Source organism: Sporosarcina sp. GTC18466 (assembly GCF_055389225.1).
In genome coordinates, this window is sequence record NZ_AP044037.1 from 2,531,382 (window position 1) to 2,550,065 (window position 18,684).

At 50.7% G+C, this 18,684-nt stretch carries 17 protein-coding genes; 11 read left to right on the forward strand and 6 right to left on the reverse strand.

Features of this window, described 5'->3' with window-relative positions; all coding sequences use genetic code 11:
* Window positions 1-209: 209 nt before the first annotated feature.
* The 4 genes from pnuC (at window position 210) to ACZ5FK_RS12550 (ending at window position 5,059) form a co-directional block, all read left to right on the forward strand.
* Complete coding sequence (gene pnuC / locus ACZ5FK_RS12535; RefSeq protein ID WP_464805224.1) at window positions 210-935, forward strand: nicotinamide riboside transporter PnuC; 726 nt, start codon at window positions 210-212, stop codon at window positions 933-935.
* Window positions 932-1,969, forward strand: a complete 1,038-nt coding sequence (nadR, locus tag ACZ5FK_RS12540; RefSeq protein ID WP_464805225.1) for a multifunctional transcriptional regulator/nicotinamide-nucleotide adenylyltransferase/ribosylnicotinamide kinase NadR — start codon at window positions 932-934, stop codon at window positions 1,967-1,969. Before pnuC ends, nadR begins: the two co-directional genes overlap by 4 nt.
* A gap of 97 nt (window positions 1,970-2,066) precedes the next feature.
* Window positions 2,067-2,984 carry an NUDIX hydrolase gene (locus tag ACZ5FK_RS12545; RefSeq protein ID WP_464805226.1) on the forward strand — a complete coding sequence of 306 codons (918 nt, stop codon included), beginning with the start codon at window positions 2,067-2,069 and terminating at the stop codon, window positions 2,982-2,984.
* Between the two features lie 731 nt (window positions 2,985-3,715).
* Window positions 3,716-5,059 carry a glucose-6-phosphate isomerase gene (locus ACZ5FK_RS12550; protein ID WP_464805227.1) on the forward strand — a complete coding sequence of 448 codons (1,344 nt, stop codon included), beginning with the start codon at window positions 3,716-3,718 and terminating at the stop codon, window positions 5,057-5,059.
* 382 nt (window positions 5,060-5,441) lie between these two features.
* On the opposite strand, the gene galU is transcribed toward ACZ5FK_RS12550, so the two are convergent.
* On the reverse strand, window positions 5,442-6,323 hold the full coding sequence (galU, locus tag ACZ5FK_RS12555) for a UTP--glucose-1-phosphate uridylyltransferase GalU (protein ID WP_464805228.1): 882 nt from the start codon (window positions 6,321-6,323) through the stop codon (window positions 5,442-5,444).
* Window positions 6,324-6,355: 32 nt separating this feature from the next.
* Complete coding sequence (locus ACZ5FK_RS12560) at window positions 6,356-7,885, reverse strand: glycosyltransferase family 2 protein (RefSeq protein WP_464805229.1); 1,530 nt, start codon at window positions 7,883-7,885, stop codon at window positions 6,356-6,358.
* 334 nt (window positions 7,886-8,219) lie between these two features.
* On the opposite strand from ACZ5FK_RS12560, the gene ACZ5FK_RS12565 reads away from it, so the two are divergent.
* Window positions 8,220-8,525, forward strand: a complete 306-nt coding sequence (locus ACZ5FK_RS12565; RefSeq protein WP_464807431.1) for an ArsR/SmtB family transcription factor — start codon at window positions 8,220-8,222, stop codon at window positions 8,523-8,525.
* A gap of 30 nt (window positions 8,526-8,555) precedes the next feature.
* Window positions 8,556-9,848, forward strand: a complete 1,293-nt coding sequence (locus ACZ5FK_RS12570; protein ID WP_464805230.1) for an arsenic transporter — start codon at window positions 8,556-8,558, stop codon at window positions 9,846-9,848.
* Between the two features lie 75 nt (window positions 9,849-9,923).
* On the opposite strand, the gene ACZ5FK_RS12575 is transcribed toward ACZ5FK_RS12570, so the two are convergent.
* Window positions 9,924-11,117 carry a chromate transporter gene (locus tag ACZ5FK_RS12575; RefSeq protein ID WP_464805231.1) on the reverse strand — a complete coding sequence of 398 codons (1,194 nt, stop codon included), beginning with the start codon at window positions 11,115-11,117 and terminating at the stop codon, window positions 9,924-9,926.
* A 183-nt stretch (window positions 11,118-11,300) separates the two neighbouring features.
* Between ACZ5FK_RS12575 and ACZ5FK_RS12580 the strand changes: the two genes are divergently transcribed.
* Window positions 11,301-11,765 (forward strand): hypothetical protein, encoded by a 465-nt coding sequence (locus ACZ5FK_RS12580; protein ID WP_464807432.1) that lies wholly within the window; start codon window positions 11,301-11,303, stop codon window positions 11,763-11,765.
* A 215-nt stretch (window positions 11,766-11,980) separates the two neighbouring features.
* Here the strand turns inward: ACZ5FK_RS12580 and ACZ5FK_RS12585 are convergent, their stop codons facing one another.
* Complete coding sequence (locus ACZ5FK_RS12585) at window positions 11,981-12,214, reverse strand: permease (RefSeq protein WP_464805232.1); 234 nt, start codon at window positions 12,212-12,214, stop codon at window positions 11,981-11,983.
* Window positions 12,215-12,466: 252 nt separating this feature from the next.
* Here ACZ5FK_RS12585 and ACZ5FK_RS12590 point away from each other — a divergent pair, with 252 nt between their 5' ends.
* Together ACZ5FK_RS12590 and ACZ5FK_RS12595 are read left to right on the forward strand one after the other, a co-directional pair.
* A complete protein-coding gene (locus ACZ5FK_RS12590; protein WP_464805233.1) occupies window positions 12,467-12,994 on the forward strand; it encodes an RNA polymerase sigma factor in 528 nt (175 codons plus the stop codon).
* Window positions 12,987-14,255, forward strand: coding sequence for a DUF4179 domain-containing protein (locus ACZ5FK_RS12595; RefSeq protein ID WP_464805234.1), 1,269 nt, complete (start codon window positions 12,987-12,989; stop codon window positions 14,253-14,255). The genes ACZ5FK_RS12590 and ACZ5FK_RS12595 overlap by 8 nt, the downstream gene beginning before the upstream one ends.
* Before the next feature lie 141 nt (window positions 14,256-14,396).
* Here the strand turns inward: ACZ5FK_RS12595 and ACZ5FK_RS12600 are convergent, their stop codons facing one another.
* A complete protein-coding gene (locus ACZ5FK_RS12600; protein ID WP_464805235.1) occupies window positions 14,397-15,155 on the reverse strand; it encodes an RpnC/YadD family protein in 759 nt (252 codons plus the stop codon).
* Window positions 15,156-15,212: 57 nt separating this feature from the next.
* Here ACZ5FK_RS12600 and ACZ5FK_RS12605 point away from each other — a divergent pair, with 57 nt between their 5' ends.
* Window positions 15,213-16,271, forward strand: a complete 1,059-nt coding sequence (locus ACZ5FK_RS12605; RefSeq protein ID WP_464805236.1) for a threonine aldolase family protein — start codon at window positions 15,213-15,215, stop codon at window positions 16,269-16,271.
* 421 nt (window positions 16,272-16,692) lie between these two features.
* Window positions 16,693-18,237 carry a BCCT family transporter gene (locus ACZ5FK_RS12610; protein ID WP_464805237.1) on the forward strand — a complete coding sequence of 515 codons (1,545 nt, stop codon included), beginning with the start codon at window positions 16,693-16,695 and terminating at the stop codon, window positions 18,235-18,237.
* A gap of 230 nt (window positions 18,238-18,467) precedes the next feature.
* Here ACZ5FK_RS12610 and ACZ5FK_RS12615 read toward each other — a convergent pair whose 3' ends face one another.
* Window positions 18,468-18,644, reverse strand: coding sequence for a hypothetical protein (locus ACZ5FK_RS12615; RefSeq protein ID WP_464805238.1), 177 nt, complete (start codon window positions 18,642-18,644; stop codon window positions 18,468-18,470).
* Window positions 18,645-18,684 lie beyond the last annotated feature (40 nt).

Consider the following 18,684-nt stretch of genomic DNA (forward strand, 5'->3'; position numbering starts at 1 on the left):
CTGGATTGTGTGGGTACACCCAGCAATCCGCAGGCGTATCCGCCATCAGAAACCAGGCCTGCTGTGGGTCTGGTTTTTTGATATGCCTTCGTAGCGGCAACTAGTGTAACGGGAATTTGTGTTTTTCATTGACAAATACATAGTTTCATTTATATACTAAGTTTATAGTTAGTGTTGAATTGAAACTAAGTAGATTGGAAGTGAGCGGAATGAGCAGAAAGCTGAAGGGGTTCTTTTCTCAATGGACCGTATTTGAAAAAATATGGATCACCGTGTTTACAGGGATTACCGTCTATTTGTATTTTGCATTCGAGGATACGCTGCTTGGGCTTGTGAGTTCGATTGCCGGGATGCTTTGCGTTGTGCTTGTGGCGAAAGGGAAAGTATCGAATTATGTGTTCGGGATTGTCCAGACGGCGACGTACGGGTATATTGCATTCGGCTATGGGCTGTACGGGGAAGCGATGCTGAATTGGCTGTTTTATTTCCCGACGCAGTTCATCGGCATCTGGCTGTGGATGCGGCATGCGAAGGCGAAAGAGGAATCTGTGCGGGGAGAGGATGTCTATGTGAAACGGCTGACGGCAAAGGGCTGGCTGGCCGTAGTCGCCTCTTTCGTAGTCGGAGCCCTCGTGTACGCGGAACTGCTCACCTTGCTTTCGGCGCAGCAAGTGCGGATCGACAGCATGGCGGTCGTCCTGTCCGTCATCGCGCAAATTCTCATGGTGCGGCGGTACGCGGAGCAGTGGGTCATATGGATTCTCGTGAATGTGCTGACGATCACACTATGGGTGGTGACGCTTGTGCAGGCGGGCGGCAATGACTGGAACATGGTTATCATGTGGTCGGCGTTCCTCGTGAATTCCATCTATGGCTATGTCAACTGGGTGAAACTGTCAAGAGTGCAGAAAACGGAAAGGGGCGCTCACTCATGAAAAAAGTCGGACATTACGGCGGGAAGTTCATTCCGTTCCATAAAGGGCATTTATACGCGATCACCAAAGCGGCGGCGCAGGTGGATACGCTTTATGTCATCGTCAGTTATGATGAGGCGCGGGACCGGCGTCTATGTGCGGAAGCGGGGCTTGCGTATATCGATTTCCGGAGACGCCAGCAGTGGATCATGACGAGTGTGAAAGGAATGCCAAATGTGAAGGTGTTGGCGGTGGAAGACCCGCCTTATGTGGATGAAACCCATATGTGGCTGGAAGGGGGGCGCCGGATGATTGAGGCAATTCCTGAGAAGATCACGCATATATTCAGCTCGGAACCGGCGTATGGCGCATGGTTCACGCAAATTTACGGGGAAGGGGTCTGCCATATTGTCATCGATGAAGCACGGACCATTTTCCCGATCAGCGCAACGAAGATCCGGAATGAAGGCGTGTTTGCGAACTGGGAAATGATCCCGGAGGCGGCGAAGCCTTATTTCACGAAACGGATTGCGATTGTCGGCGTAGAGTCCTGCGGGAAGTCGACACTCACGCGGAACTTGGCGCAATTGTTCGGGACGGAATATGTGGAGGAATACGGAAGGACGGTCAGCGAAGAGATCGGAGACGGCAGTACCTTGCTGACAGAAGAACATTATCAGGAAATCGTCTATGGGCAAAAACACTTGGAATACCAGAAGCTGAAGAAAGCCAACAAGCTGTTGTTCATTGACAGTGAGGCGGTCGTTTCCCAGTATTACGCGAAGATGTATTTCGGAAGGGAGCTGGAGTTCATCGAAGGGGTGATCGGCTCGCAGGCGTATGATTTGTACTTGTATTTGGAACCGGATGTCGAGTGGGTGGCAGACGGATATCGGACCTTCAGCGATCCGGGCGTGCGGAAGGAGACGAATGAAATACTGAAGCGGATGTTCGAGGAAAGGAACATTCCGGTTGTCAGTATCAGCGGCTCCTATGAACAACGGCTGGACCGGGCCATCGAGGAGATCGCGAAGCTGCTCCATCATTCGAGATAAACGAGCTGCTTGTGACACCCATTCAGGCGAAACTTGTATTCTCACATGGTTAGGTTTACGATGTGACTAAGTGAAACGTTTGAAAGGGGAAGGGTACGTGAACGAACAAGAACTGCGGAATCTCAGCGAACAGGAATTTATCGAACTCTACAGGAAAACAGAGAAAGACCGGTATGAAAAGCCGTCCATCACGACAGATATGGTCATTTTTACAGTAGCGACGGGGCACCCTGCGGACAAACGGAAAAAGGCGGAGAAGGAGCTGCAGATCCTGATGATCCGGCGCGGCGGCCACCCCTTCAAGGGAGCATGGGCACTGGCGGGAGGTTTCATGGGGATCGAGGAGGATCTCGATACGGCGGTCCAGCGGGAATTAAAAGAAGAGACGGGCGTGGAAGGCGTCTATGCGGAACAGCTGTACACGTGGAGTGCGGTGGACCGGGATCCGCGCATGCGGATTGTCAGCGTCAGCTATCTTGCGCTAGTCGAGCAAAGCAAGTTGCCTCCGCTGCAGGCGGGTGATGATGCGGAGGAAGCCCGGTGGTTCACCGTTCAGGATATAGTGCTTGATGAGCGCGAGGAACTGGATGGCCCTATTGCGCGCAGAATCGAGGAAATTGAACTCCGGCTGACGGCGGAGGACATTTCAGTGACAGCACGCCTGGAGCGCGTGACCGAAACGACCGGCACCCGTACACAGACGACTGTGCGGATCATCGAGCAGCAGGGGCTTGCATTCGACCATGCGGAAATCATCTTGTACTCGCTCGAGCGGCTCCGCGGGAAAATTAATTACACGAACATCGCCTTTAATCTAATGGAAGACGAATTCACACTGCCGGATCTTCAGCAAGTCTATGAAGTGATCCTTGGCAAGAAGCTGAACAAAGTGCAGTTCCGCCGGTACGTTGAAGAAATGGTGACGGATACCGGCAAGGAGGTCCGCACTGGCGCCTACCGGCCGTCGAAGCTGTACCGTTATAATTCGGCCTGGTCGCAGGATCGTTGGAAGTAGGATGGGGTGCTGGAGATTGTTTGGGTACCTGTGTTTGTTTGGGTACCTGTGTCAAAAACATTCATGTTAATTCAGACAGTTTTAATAAAAATGAGATGAATTCAGGGAAACATGGAAAATATACTATTCATTTTCTATTACTATGCAGTTGTAGTGAATGATTTGAATCTTGTCATGCACAGGCACCGCCCACTAACTGCAATTCTAGTTCTCGTTGTATGGACTTGTTAGCGCGGATATTTTCTTCGATTTCTCGATGGCTTTCCCACTTACAGATCGTACTTAATATGAGGGCTTTGACCAATGCGAAGTCTGTTAACTTCTTAGCATCGTAGTTCATCAGAGGGCATGCCAGACTGTTGGCTGGCAGCAACGATAAGTATTGACGAAATACTAAGTTATGGTCTATGCTTCCCATAGGGAGTCTCCTTTCTGTAGGATATAACTGGTTTAGTCGTCAGTTATTATTTTACAGTAGGAGCTCTCTTTTTGCATTATTCAGGCATTGATGAATACTAGTTTTATATCTATTTACCATAAATTTAAAGCTGTGCAACGCTAGTGGGCACCGCCAAGAGATGACTCTCAATTCGAGGGTCATCTTTTTTGAATATAGGGAGAAGCGGGTGTACCACATTTCATGTATGGCACCAGGAGGTTGCAGCATAAGCTGAAAGTAAGGGAGTACATAGGGCATCTGGAGCAATCGCAAAGAAAATGGAGGCGGCGAAATGACATATCTCAAGCTTGATCTTTCTGGTGCAACCCCTTTCCTCGGCAATTACAATCTCTCTTTTTTCAAGCAGTCCGTAGAGTCTATGCATCAGCTGTTCCATGGCAAATCCAGTGTATATGAAGAGCATGTGGGCTGGGTGGAATTACCGGGCGCTATAGGCCAAGAGGAGCTTGCCCACATCACCCGATGCGCCGAAAGAATCCAGGAAATGAGTGACATCGTTCTCATCATCGGCATCGGAGGATCCTACCTCGGCGCGAGGGCTGCCATGGACATGTTGAATCATAGTTTTTATAACTTGCTGGCATCGGCTGAAAAGGGCCAGCCGCAACTCATATTTGCAGGCCACAATTTAAGTTCTACGTATATCAGCCACGTCATGGATCTTTTGCAGGGAAAGGACTTTTCGATCATTGTCATCTCCAAGTCTGGCACGACAATGGAACCCGCCATCGCGTTCCGGATATTCCGTTCGATACTGGAAGAAAGGTACGGGAAAGCGGAAGCGGGCAAACGGATATTTGCGACAACGGATCAAAGCAGAGGCGCGTTGCGTCAATTGATTGAAAAGGAAGGGTACGAATCTTTCGTCATACCGGGCGATATTGGAGGCAGGTATTCCGTATTGTCACCGGTAGGTCTGTTGCCAATGGCGGTGGGTTCCATTGACATCCACAAAATACTAGAGGGCGCCCGGCAAGCGCAAACCGAACTGGCGGACCCCGCGCTTGAAAGAAACCCGGCGTATCAATACGCCGTCGTCCGGAACATCCTTTTCCAAAAAGGGTTGTCGATTGAAATGCTGGTGTCCTATGAGCCGGGAATGCGGTACTTGGCAGAATGGTGGAAACAGCTTTTTGGGGAAAGCGAGGGGAAAAATCAGCGCGGCATTTTTCCGGCGTCCTCCATTTTCTCGACGGACCTTCATTCGTTTGGCCAGTATATACAAGAGGGCCAGCGGAATGTATTCGAAACTATCATTCAAGTGGATCGGCCGCTACGGGAGGTTTTAATTCCGATGGATGATCAGAATATAGATGGCTTGAATTACTTGACGGGGAGGTCCGTGGATTTTGTGAATCGTAAAGCGTGTGAAGGTGCATTTCGGGCGCATGGAGAAGGGGGAGTGCCCATCATCGGTTTAGAGATTCCGGCTATGGATGCGTTCTCGTTCGGGTACCTGGTCTACTTTTTTCAGAAAGCGTGCGCATTGAGCGCGTGTTTATTCGGCGTCAACCCGTTTGATCAACCCGGAGTGGAAAACTACAAGATAGAACTGTTTAAGCTGCTGGAGAAGCCTGGATACCTTCTTGCGGAAAGTGCCAAGGGGGTGGATTGAATAGAAAAAAGGGGCTGTCTAGAAAGCATAAATCATTATTAGGACCTTTTAAAAGATTCTTATGAGGATGTAGAAAATCGCCAGAAACGGTCGACTCCTTGAAAATGCTTCGCATTTCCTTCGTGCGATGCTTTTTCAGGGAGTTTTTCAAGTCCTGCGGGAACAGCACGAGTCCGAGACCCCGCAGCGAAAGCCGTTACGTAGAACGGCTTTTGCGAGCAAAAGCGGAGCGCTCGCAGCACAGAGAGGATGCCTTAATTTCTGAACAAACCTCAGAAATACGGCAAATTGGACCCTGCGCTGTCCAATTGGCTCGGGCCGTGCCCGCGGAAAGCGTGCCGGTTCTGGCGATTTTCGTCTTTTCGGACAACCCCTTTTTTCATTACAAAAAAGTCGGTTCCGTTGAAATGACCTCATTCAGATATGCCAATAAGGGTTCGCGGATATCTTGGTCCAGTAATGCAAAATCGATTGTGGCCTTTACGAATCCCGTTTTTTCGCCCACGTCATACCGTTTTCCTTCAAATTCGTATGCGAATAATGGATGGCGCTGATTGAATCGCTGCAAAGCGTCTGTCAATTGAATTTCCCCGCCAGCCCCAATTCTTTGTTCCTTCAAATAATCAAAAATGGCGGGCGTCAAAACATATCGGCCGACAATGGCTAAGTTGGAAGGGGAATCGCCTGGGGCCGGTTTTTCCACCAAATCGGAGACTTCATATGTCCTGCCTTGCTGCCCGCTTGGCTGGATGATGCCATAGCGGTTTGTATCTGAAAGAGGCACTTGCTGGACGCCGATCACGGATGCGCCCGTTTGCTTGTAAACGTCCAGTAATTGGCCCAGGCAAGGCGCAGTAGATCTGACGATATCGTCACCCAGAAGGACGGCGAATGGTTCATCACCGATAAAACTCCGGGCACACCAAATGGCATGCCCCAGCCCGAGTGGTTCCTTTTGGCGAACATAATGGATATTGGCCAGATGGGAGGGATAGCGGACCTTGTGCAATAAATCCATTTTCCCTTTCGCCAGCAGGTTGGCTTCAAGTTCGGGCGCTCCATCGAAATGGTCCTCAATGGAACGCTTCCCTTTGCCTGTGACAATGATGATATCCTCGATGCCGGAAAGGGCAGCCTCCTCCACGATATATTGGATCGTGGGTTTATCGATGATCGGCAACATTTCCTTTGGCTGCGCCTTTGTGGCAGGCAAGAACCGTGTACCAAAGCCTGCAGCCGGGATGATCGCTTTTTTGATGCTCATTTGAAATTAACACCCCTTTTCCTGGAGTTGCATCATGCTTTGTGGCGTCCGCGCAATCTCCAAATTTGATAGACCATATTGAGCGTTGCGAAAATAGTGATATAGGTCAATACCGTCCAACCTTTTTCCAAAAAGGGCCATACAGCAGTTTGGACCGCTTCGCTTGTCAGGAAGTCCCGTTCATTGATGCAAAAATAGACAGCCAGCGTGAGGAAAAGCAAGACGATCAAGATGCCCTGTGCCAGCTTGCTCTTCGTCTGTCCTCGCTCCGCGCTATATTGGATGGCCCACCCATCTTTTTTGTTGGCGGACAATTTACCAAGCCAGACATTCACAAAGGTGATCAAATTCACCCATAAATAGATTTCCGGACTTATTAAGATGGCTGCGAAGAAGACGTCGATGGGTCGTGACATCGGTGTCTTTATGGCAAGGATGGTATTGAGCACGGAAGCGATGATAATGGGAGTGATCCAGAACCAGGACCATTGGAACTGGTCCGTCGCCAGGCTGACCACAAGTAAGATGATGAAGAGCAGCCGGATGATCAGATTCAGGAGAGTCTTGAGCTGGGAACGCCACACCTTGCCCCGGTGCTTGGAACGGACCCCGATATTCCGGTTTGTGAGGAGATCGACTGTGCCTGATTGCCACTTATTCCGCTGTTGCCGGAAGGTATGATAGGATTTCATGGCGTCCACGTAGCACCGGGCGGTCGGGCTGATCAGGGTCTTCCACTTTTTTTGGATCTGCCAGGTCAGCAGCATATCCTCCACATCACTATCGTCCTGCCAAGGCCCATCCAGCTTGTTTTCATTAATGACATCCTGCAGGGTCTCCGGACGGAAGAGGGTGGCTTGCCCTCCCAGTACATAGGTGCTCCCCCCGCTGTATTGCAGATCCAGCAGCCAGCTGGCCATATCCTGCTTCTGCTGATGGGTCCACCAGCGGGTCATGGCGTTTCCGTATTCGCCGCTTGCCACTTTATCCTCATAATGCGGATCATCTTTGGAGATCAGACTTTTCTTTTTAGGCATCCTCATCGTGTACTTGGCCATGACCCCGCCGATATTCCGGGCGCTCATCAACCCGTCCCACAGCTCCGATAAGGCACCAGGCGCCAGCCGGCTGTCCGCGTCCATCCCGAGAATGGCTTTGATCGAGTTTCTATAATACTCTTGAAAAAGCGTCTGCTTCTTATCGTATAAATCCAAAGGGTCCCCGTAAATGCTTTTCCACGCCGCATTGAGGGCGCCGACTTTCCGCTGCCTGTTATTTCTAGTCTTCAGCACCCGAAGTTCCAGATTGAATTCCACGCCTGCCTGAAGTGCAAATTCCTCAGTCCGGTCTGTACAATTATCCGCTATCACAATGACATCCAGCTCAACGCCCGGCGGCAACCGTTGATCCCCCAGCCCGGCCAGACAATCACGAATGGACTTCTCTTCGTTATGGGCGGGGATAAAGGCGACAATTCGAGGTCTCATATACGTATTCCGGACACCTGACAATCTGCTTGGGTCAGGGGAAGCCCCTTCGCCCGTGCCTGCATAAGGCACCATCTCCCGCGTATCTACTTCTTTTCCTCCTAACTTTTCCGGACGATTATTAGTAAATGCAAAACAATATTGAGATGATATTCACAGCATCTATCATTTGCCCTATTCTAATTTACTTAGGAGCGAATCGAAATAGAACGGGTCCCTACTCAAAACCTTTGGTCGAGGATGTGAAGATTCGTAAGTTGTTCAATATAATAAAAAGCGGAGGCCCATGTGGAAGGAAGACGGGCATATCACTTGGGTGAAGTTAGCAATCGATTGCACTGGCCGCGCCAAACCCGTACAATGCATATATCAAAAAAAGTTGATGAAGGGGGTGCGGGCGGTGGATACCCTGCAGTTGCAGTTCCGGGAATATGAAAAGAAGTTCAAGGCGCTGGCGGATCAGCAACGCTTGGAAATCATGTATGTGCTGTGCCAGAGGGGGCAGACCAGTGTCGGGGAGCTGGCGGAAGCCGTCGGGATGATTCAGTCCAAGCTGTCCTACCATTTGAAGATTTTGCTGGAGGCCGGTTTGATTGTAAGAGAGGCGAAGGGCACGTGGAGTTACTATGATTTGCATGATACAGCGGTGAATCATTTATTGTCGGAAGAGCTTTGCTGCATCTTCCGGAAACGAGGGCCGGGCAGCTGCTGCTGACGGGCGTATTACATATAGTGGAGGATTGAGATGGGCACTGCAATACTGGCAACACTTATTTTTATACTTACCTTAATACTCGTGATCTGGCAGCCGAAGGGGCTGAATATCGGCTGGTCTGCGTGCGGAGGGGCGCTTGTGGCGCTGCTTGCCGGCGTGGTCGGCCTGCCTGATGTCGCGGAAGTGGTTGGGATTACGTGGAATGCGACGTTGTCGTTCGTTGCGATCATCCTGATTTCACTGGTGCTGGATGAAATCGGTCTGTTCGAATGGGCCGCCTTGCATATGGCGCGGCTTGCAAGAGGAAGCGGAATCCGGATGTTCGTCTATGTCAGCCTGCTCGGAGCAGTAGTGTCCGCGTTATTCGCCAATGACGGCGCCGCGCTTATCCTGACGCCGATCGTGCTTGCGATGGTGCGGCATTTGAATTTCAAAGAGGCGATGGTTTTCCCGTTCATCATGGCGAGCGGCTTCATCGCCGATACGACGTCGCTGCCCCTGGTGATCAGCAATTTGGTGAACATTGTCTCTGCCGATTTCTTCGGGATCGGTTTTGCGGAATATGCCGCGCGGATGATGGTCCCGAATTTGTTTTCGCTGTTTGCGACGATCACGGTTCTGTTGCTGTACTTCAGAAAAAGCATCCCGCGCACGTTTGAGGCGGATAAATTGAAGGAGCCGAAGACGGCGATCCGCGATGAGCGGATGTTCCGTCTGTCCTGGTATGTGCTCGGGTTGTTGCTGATCGGCTATTTCGCGAGCGATTTCTTGCGTGTGCCCGTTTCGTTTGTCGCAGGGGCAATCGCCATCTTTTTCCTTGTGATGGCAAGAACGAGCCCGGTCGTGCAGGCGAAGGCAGTTGTAAAAGGCGCCCCTTGGAATGTCGTGTTCTTCTCGATCGGCATGTACGTCGTCGTGTACGGGCTCGGCAACGCATGGCTCACGGGCTCACTCGCCGGCCTCATCCAAGCGACCGCGGAAAAAGGGCTGTTCACGGCGACCGTCGGCATGGGCTTCATCGCGGCGATCCTGTCGTCTGTGATGAACAATATGCCGACCGTCATGATCGACGCGCTCGCAATCGCGGAGACGGAGACATCTGGACAGATTCGCGAAGCGCTCATCTATGCGAATGTCATCGGTTCCGATCTCGGCCCGAAAATAACGCCGATCGGCTCCTTGGCGACGCTCGTCTGGCTGCATGTGCTGTCGCAAAAAGGTGTGAAGATCTCGTGGGGGACGTATTTCAAGACGGGGATTGTGCTGACGCTTCCGATTTTATTCATCACACTTGTCGGTTTATATATCGTGTTGGCGGTGTGATCCTTGCGCAGATAAGTAATAGAGGTGCCCAACATGTCTGAAGACGTTGGGCACCTCTTTCCAGTTTTCCGTCAGTTATATTACGGCAAGCAGCATTCCGCCAACCGCTCCCGAAAGCACAACGACCCACGGGGGAAGTTCCAAGTACGCGAGCATGCTGAATAACACAGCGGCCAACGCGAAGTCGAGCGGCGACAAAATGGAACTTGTCCAGATGGGCGTGTACAAGGCGGAAATCAATATCCCGATTACGGCCGCATTGACGCCCATGATTGCTCCGCGGATTTTCGGGTTGTTCCGAAGGATATCCCAAAGGGGAAGTGCCCCAAGGATGAGAAGGAACGCAGGCAAGAAGATGGCTGCGGTCGCCAGCAATCCGCCTTGCCAGCCATTCATCACCGCCCCTAGATACGCGGCAAACGTGAAAAGGGGGCCGGGCACAGCCTGCGTGGCTCCGTACCCTGCGAGAAAGGCTTCTTCACTGATCCAGCCAGCCGGGACGAATTCCTGCTCGAGCAACGGCAAAACGACATGGCCGCCTCCGAAGACGAAGGAACCCGAGCGGTAGAAACTGTCGAATAGCGCGATCCAATAGGAGCCGGTCATTTCCTTCAAGATGGGGAGCAGGACGAGCAGACTGAAAAATACCGTCAGGCAAATTACGGAAACGCGTTTTTTCACAGGGAATGCCGATTGCTTGTCTGTCTCTTCCTGTTGATTGGAGAATAAAAGATAACCAAGAAGGGCAGCCGCCAAAATGACAATGATTTGCGTATACGCCGACTGCCAGATGAGCGTACCAACGAGCGCCAATAAGGCGATGATTTTTCGTTTCACGTCAGGCGTCAAATTCTTGGCCATCCCGAGAATCGCATGCGCCACGACAGCAACCGCGACAATTTTCAGGCCGTGAATCCACCCGGCCTCCGCCACGTCATACCCAGTGAGCAGCAAGGCGAAGAGGATCAGCACTAAAACGGATGGAAAGGTGAACCCGAGAAATGATATAAGGCCGCCCAGAATTCCGGCGCGTATGACGCCGATTCCGATGCCAACCTGGCTGCTCGCCGGCCCCGGCAAGAACTGTGCCAGCGCAACTAAATCCGCGTAACTCTTTTCATCCATCCACTTGCGCCGGCGCACATATTCTTCATGGAAATACCCGAGATGGGCGGTGGGACCGCCGAATGATGTCAGTCCAAGACGGGTGGAAACGAAGAAGATCTCCCATAGCCGGGAAGCTTTTGTCTTTCTATGTAATGGATTCATTTATATCTCCTTATCAGAAATTGATTTTCTCATTGCGAGACAGGTTTCACTATGGCAAGCGTATAGCAGACACTGACTCTTTTCAATACGGCTTGCGGCATTTACATAATCTTAATATTCGGCAACCAGCCGTATTCAGGCCGCGTCCTCTTGATAAGGGAAAGAGGGGATGCCTGCTTGACGATGAAGAAGAAGGTGTTGCTGGCTGTCGTGGTGCTGCTGGCGGGGTTGGTGGCGTATGAGCTGTTTGATAAAACATGGCAACGCAATGAAAAAGCGTTCAAAAAGAGTATCCTGCAGCTGGATGATTCGGCAGAGAAGGTCTACTTGCAGGACGTGACACCATTTGAATGGGACTGGGTCTATTCGTTCGATCCGTACACATCGAAAGAGGCGATTTACGAAACGGTCGGGTATAAATGGACACGTATCGATGTAACGGTGAGCGAAGACATGAACCAGCTGGTGTTCATGAAAGACGGCAAGGTCGTGTGCTATGTGTACGGGCATCCGCAGAACAACCAATATGGCATTTATTTTGGGAGGGACCGGGAACGGACGACTGTGTACAGCGTGCTGCATGCGGAGGACCGTATGCCGTTCATAGTCGACCGCAGCTGGGGGTTTGTCGGGTTGATGGGCGAATAGAAAGCCTGATTTATTGTAAAAGAATGCCGGATAAACGTATGGCGCGCGTGGCATTTGAAATAGGAGACTACGAATCCCCGTAGGTGATCAGATGGCGAGTGATCACTTACGGGGTGTTTTTCGGTAGTAACCGTACAGGCGGAGCTGCCCAGCGAAACGATTGTACAATGAAAAGGATATAAAACAGGTGCCTACCTTTCTCCTTTTCTACAGAGTCACCGGGTTTCTCCATTCTCCGCACGTTTCCGCTCTCTTTTATCACCGAAATACTTCCACGTATGGTACACCGACCAGAAGCCCGCCGCCAAGATCAGCAACAGGACCGGCGCGAAAAAAGGTTTTGCCAGGATGTCGCCCGGGATGAAAATGACAAACAAGACCAGAATGACGAGAGTTGCCGCGAGTAGGATCCAATACCGCTTGTCTCGAAACGTACGAAAACTCCACATGGAATCACCCTCCCTTGATCAGGCATACTGGCACGTGCGAACAGAGCATGCTGATAGCCGCTTATATGAAATATTATACCATACCGCAAAACTTCCGCCGGCTTGCGACACTCTGTTTGTAAGCATGTATACATAACAGCTAGTTGATGTACGAGCAGGCAGCAGACCTGTGAATGAATCGTGTAAAAATGTTTTCCTCAAAAAATGAACTTTCCGCCGGCATCCGGACTCTTATAAGGGAGAGGTGAGATCGTGAGAGTGGTGCAGACCGTTAGAAAAGCGAAAAAAGGGGACAAGAAAGCGCTGCTTGCGCTCATCATGGCGCAACAGGATGACTATTACCGACTCGCCCTGTCCTATATGGGCAACCCCCATGATGCCATGGATGCGATGGAAGAGATGATCGTCAGCCTATATGTGAACATGCATCAGCTGAAAAAGGAAGAGGGGTTCTATAGCTGGAGCAAGACCATCCTCGTGAACAAATGCAAGCAGATGCTGAAGAAACAGCAGAAAGTAGTCCTGCTCCAGGAATGGGACCTCGCGCAGGACGAAGGGCATGACCCGATCGAACAGTGGCAGCAGCGCACCGACATCGAGAAGATGCTGGCGTCGGTGAATGAACATCAGAAAGAAGCGATTGAGTTGAAATATCTGCATGATCTGGATTATGAAACGATCGCCGGCATGACAAATGTGTCAGTCGGAACTGTGAAGTCGAGGGTCTTTCAAGGCTTGAAGAGAATACGAGACCAGTACAGGGGTGGAGCCCATGAATGAGATGGAAAAACAATTGCAGGAGAAGAAGCGGCAGCTGGAGACCGTGAAGGCGCCAGCGAGCCTGGCAGAACGGCTGCAGCATGCGCTGGACGCCATTCCGGCCAAACGGAAACCGAAGCCCAAATGGCCATTTGCCGCAGCGGCCATCCTGCTGGCCTGCCTGATCGGGTTCAATTACAACGGGCTCGCCTATTATGGAAAGAAGATTATGGGCTTCGATGACATCATGGGCGGCACGCTGGCTGAGCTGAATGACAAAGGGATGGGGCAGGCGGTCGAGAAAGAAACGCGGCTGGAGGATGGAACCATTTTGACCGTCGATGGCATCATGACGGACGCCAATCAGCTGATCCTGTATTATACGCTTTCGGGCGTAGAGGAGATGGAGGATATCGTATTTGGAAAGATCACGGGGTTTAGGACGGACTCCAATAAAGGCGGCGGCTTCTCGACGTTTGACGAGGATCACTCTGAAATCAAAGGCCAGCTCTTTTTCGACCCCGTCAGCCCGTTTGCGAAGAAGCTGACATTGGAAGTGACGAAGTGGACAGATGATGATCAGACGGCAACAGGCACAATGTCGTTCCCGTACGACCCTAACCAGGCCATGAAAACTCAAATCGAGAAGAAGCTGATGGAAAAAGTGAAAGTCGACAAAGGGATAATCGAATTCAAGTCCATTACCGCCACCCCGAGCAGCGTAGTGATCAAGGGAACAGCGAAGGTGGAAAATCTCGACCGGGTGCAACTACCGTTTGAACATATTCAATTGGTAGTCAATGGGAACACGTTGAGTCAGACAGGCAGCCAAGTGAACACGTCGGTCAAAGGTGCGCAATTCGAATTGGAGTTCGATGCGCTGCCGGAAGAGATCGAGAGCGTAGCCATCGCGGTCAACGAATTCGTCGGCTACACCAAAGTCGATGAAACCATCCCTCTTCAACCGTCCGGGGAGCAAGCCTTCCGGATCGCAGGGAAAGAGCTATGGGTGAAAAAAGTGGCGGAAACGGAAACGGGCGTAGAGGTCACCATTGCCACGGATCCGGATGTCATGCTCGACGGCGTGACACTGGAAGGCAAGGGAGGAAGCAGCCAGCTGGAAACGACAATCCGGCAAGACGAGAAGGAACTGGCTGGCGGTACAATCGTGAAAGAGCGGACCTTGGTGTTCCCGGCAGGCGCGGAGCCGGAGAAACTGCGGATTAAAGGGATGCATCATATGAAGCCGGTTGGCAAGGTGATTGAGATTCCGGTCAAGTGAATGAGGAGAGCGTGCCATCCATTCGATTTGAAAGGATCGAATGGATGGCCGCTTTCATTTACGGCATGTGGCAATAAATAGAGAGGCGTCTTTATTCGTAAAGACACCTCGTTCAGTTTACTTTTTTAAACAGAATTCCAATCATTGCAACTCTGTCTGCATTTCGACCAATTCCTCTTTAGAAAGTCCAGTCGCCGAAGAAATCAATTCTATAGGCAGTTGCTGCAGTAATAAGTTCCGGGCAATTGCCCGGCGCTCTTCTGCTTTGCCCTCCGCTATGCCCTCTGCTATGCCCTCCGCTTTACCTTCCGCCTTGCCTTTTAACTCGCCTTCCAGCATACCTTCCAAACGTTCTCTCTCAAAAGCATTCGCAATCGTAGGGGACGCATTGTCCTTATTATACAGCTGCATGAGTTCCTTCTCCTTTCCAAGCACAGGATACATGGTGTGTGCCAGTTTTTGTTCGAATTCCGCGGGCAATCGCAGCAAGTAGTCGATGAAATGGAACGCGGCTTGCACAGCCGTCCGTGAATAGGAATGATTGCGTACGATGAGCCGCATGAGTCGTCGTTTACATACATAGCGCTGTCTATCGTGGCCATTCGTTTCGTGAAGGTACTTGGCCGCGAGCACGATTTTGCTGAACAGCTGATCGGAGCGGCGCAACTCGTCCGTCGTGTAAGCATGGACGTTTCTGTTATTATACGCATAATGAAGCGTGGTGCCAAAGAAGTCATAGTGGAACTCTGCTGGCGCGCTTTCTTGATGAGGAGACGTCATGATGGCAAGCGCTGTAATCTTTTGATCATATCGATCATAGAACCGGTAGAAGTACTGAAACATATGCACGGGGACGTCAAAACGGACGGTCTCATAACTTTCAATGGGCAAACTTTTCACGAAAAGATATACTTACGTATAGATGGTAAGAGACTACTGACAGGGTGGATGATAGGGATGATACGGTTTGAAAGTGATTATTTAGAGGGTGCTCACGCGCGAATCCTGAAACGGCTGATGGAGACCAATGATGAGCAGACGCCTGGATATGGGACAGATGACTATTGCGAGCGTGCTAGAGGGTATATCCGTAAAGCGTGCGAAGATGAGCATGCGGATGTGCATTTCCTCGTCGGCGGCACGCAAGCGAATACGACAATCATCTCTTCCATTTTGCGTCCGTATCAAGGTGTGTTATCTGCAAACACGGGCCATATCGCGACGCATGAAACGGGAGCGATCGAAGCGACTGGACATAAAGTGCTGACGCTGCCGAGTGATGACGGGAAGATCAGAGCAGCACAAGTGCAGGAAGCAGTCGAGGCGCATGGGAACGATGCCTCGCATGAACATACGGTGCAGCCGGGACTGGTGTACATTTCCCACCCTACCGAAAACGGGACGACATACAGTAAATCGGAATTGGAAGACCTGAGCAAGGTATGCCGAAAATACGGGTTGCCCTTATTCATGGATGGTGCACGATTAGGGTATGGATTAGCTGCAGAAGGCAATGATTTGTCGCTCGGGGACATCGCAAGGCTCTGCGATATATTCTATATCGGCGGCACGAAGGTCGGCGCATTGTTCGGGGAAGCGGTAGTGATCACAAAGGAATCCTTGCAAAAAGACTTCCGATATATGATGAAACAAAAAGGCGGATTGTTAGCGAAAGGAAGATTGTTAGGAATCCAGTTCGAGACGTTGTTTGAAGACGGCCTGTACTACGAAGTATCGAGGCATGCCGTGGATTTAGCGATGATGATTCGACACGCGTTCGTGGAACAAGGGGTTTCCTTGCGATACGATTCCAAGACAAATCAGCAGTTCCCCATATTGCCGAATGATGTGCTGCGCGAGTTAAGCAAGAGCTACTCTTTTTCCCATTGGGAAGCAGTCGATGATACGCAAAGCGTTGTAAGGTTTTGTACAAGCTGGGCTACGAGAGTGGAACATGTTGAACAACTGATGGAGGACATTCGAAATATGGAGTTTGTCCGTCCGCTGCATAAGTGATAACAGGCAATCGTTCATTCACTGAGAGCTTTGTGCGAAGGAATGTGTTCGATCTTGCAAACACGGCAATGGCATCTTGATAAAAAAATGTCGAATCCCGATAATTAGTCGAGTGAAAATTAGTAAAAAAAACATTCCGGGAAATTCATGCGGATGACTTGCGTTGTGTATATGAATAAGATAAAGTTGATAGTCGATTTCCTAGCATTAGGGAATCGATTTTTTATTTGCCTGAGAAACTGCAGTGAGGGCAAGTAACATTGTGCGTACAAAGGAAGGAAAGGTTTCCCGATTACGTGTATGGGGCACAATATCTTAGGCCGGAGGACAAATTCTTCTTCGGCAACTTGGTTGCGGTGCAGGGCGCGCAGCATCATCATTTTGAACGAAACAACGTTATGCTTTAATTGGAGGTTACATTTTGAATGAATACAACACGAAGATTGACTGGCGCGTACTTCTCATCAGCGGCGGCTTGCTTGTCGCTTTTGTCATTGCATCGTTTATCGATATAGATTTCGTATCCGCGATGGTCGACCGGTCATTTGCATTTGCAGTGAAATATTTTGGCGGTTTTTGGCAGATTCTATTACTGGGTACATTTTTCATCGCGATTTTCCTGGGCTTCTCAAAATACGGGAAGATCCGTCTAGGAGCCGCCGATCAAGCGGAAATCAGTTATTTCAAATGGATTTCCATGATCATGACGACGCTGCTTGCGGGCGGCGGCGTATTTTGGGCAGCCGCAGAACCGATGTATCATTTTCTTTCCAGCCCGCCTATTTTTGCAAATTCCGGCGTGGTGTCAGGCACTAAGAGCGCCGTCGTTCCCGCATTTGCCCAATCCTTTCTGCATTGGGGCTTTCTCGCATGGTCGATCCTGGGGACGCTCGGTACGATTGTTTTGATGTATGCGCATTTCCAAAAAGGGATGCCGCTCAAACCGCGTACGTTGCTGTATCCGCTGCTCGGTGACAAAATCACCGGGAAAAGCGTGCTGGGAACCATCATTGACGCGTTTGCCATTATTGCAGTCGCTGCAGGGACAATCGGGCCGATCGGTTTTCTCGGCTTACAGGCGGCGTATGGCCTGGAGTCATTGTTCGGGCTGCCCAATAACTTACTGACACAAGTGATCATCATTGTGTCCGTCGTCGTCATCGCCACCATATCAGCCGTTACAGGGTTGCGCAAAGGAATCGAGTTCCTGAGTAACTTGAACATCGGGATCACCTTGCTCTTGATGGTCGCGATTCTATTGATCGGACCAGGCGGCTTTATCCTGAATACGTTCATAGAAGCAAGCGGGGTGTATCTCCGGGAATTCCTGCCGATGAGCACATACCGGGGAGATGGGGCCTGGTTAGGCTCCTGGACCGTGTTCTTCTGGGGCTGGTTCCTCGGATATGGACCGATGATGGCGATCTTTATCGCCACGATTTCACGCGGACGCACCATCCGTGAGCTGATTCTGGCGGTTTCGATCACCGCACCTGTCGTTACGGCATTTTGGTTCTCGGTCGTTGGCGGGACGGGAATGTTTTATGAACTCGGACAGCCGGGAGTCATTTCGGAAGCTTTGAATGAATCCGGCATGCCGGCTGCGATGATGGCGATCACCCAGCAGCTGCCGCTGAGTTCACTCATTGCTCCTCTTTTCCTGCTAGTCACCATATTGTTCGTCGTGACGACTGCCGACTCGATGGCCTATACCGTGTCGGTGGCGATTGCAGGAAGCAGTGTGCCGCCAAAGAGCCTGCGCGTATTTTGGGCGGTCATCATGGGGATCGTAGCAATTGTCCTGCTGATGATCAGTGAAGGCGGAATCGATGCCATCCAATCGTTTATCGTCGTGACGGCGATTCCGGTGTCCCTCTTGCTATTGCCTACGTTCTGGGCGGCGCCGAAAACCGCAAGGATCATGTATGAAGAGCAGTTCGGCGACGGAAACAAACGCAGGAAATAACGTAGGAAAAATAAATAGAAGGCGCCAAGTTCTGTATGATTCAATTTGCACTAGGACTTGGCGCTTTTCTTAATGAATAACTCCGTTCCATACCGTTCAGTATCTTCCCTTATAGCAGCAACCTTCATGGCCACCTCCACATATTCTACAACCAGTATAGAACAGGCGTTCTGAATAGTCAACAGAAATGTCAGATAATAAATGGGATACCACTTGTAACGGCTGCCCTCCTACAGTTCCTGATAGTTTTTCATGAAGCGGCCGCTTTCTTTCACTTCGGCATGGTACAAGGCTTTCAATGCGTATTCCTTCTCCAGTTCATGTTCTTTCATGATCTGCTTGAGCCGCTGAGACAGTTCGGGTGTGTTCTTCACGAGCTGTTCCATTTTTGACTTTACATATTGCATGAGTGTGTCCTCCTCGCATTTGTTTTGCTTAGTTTATCAC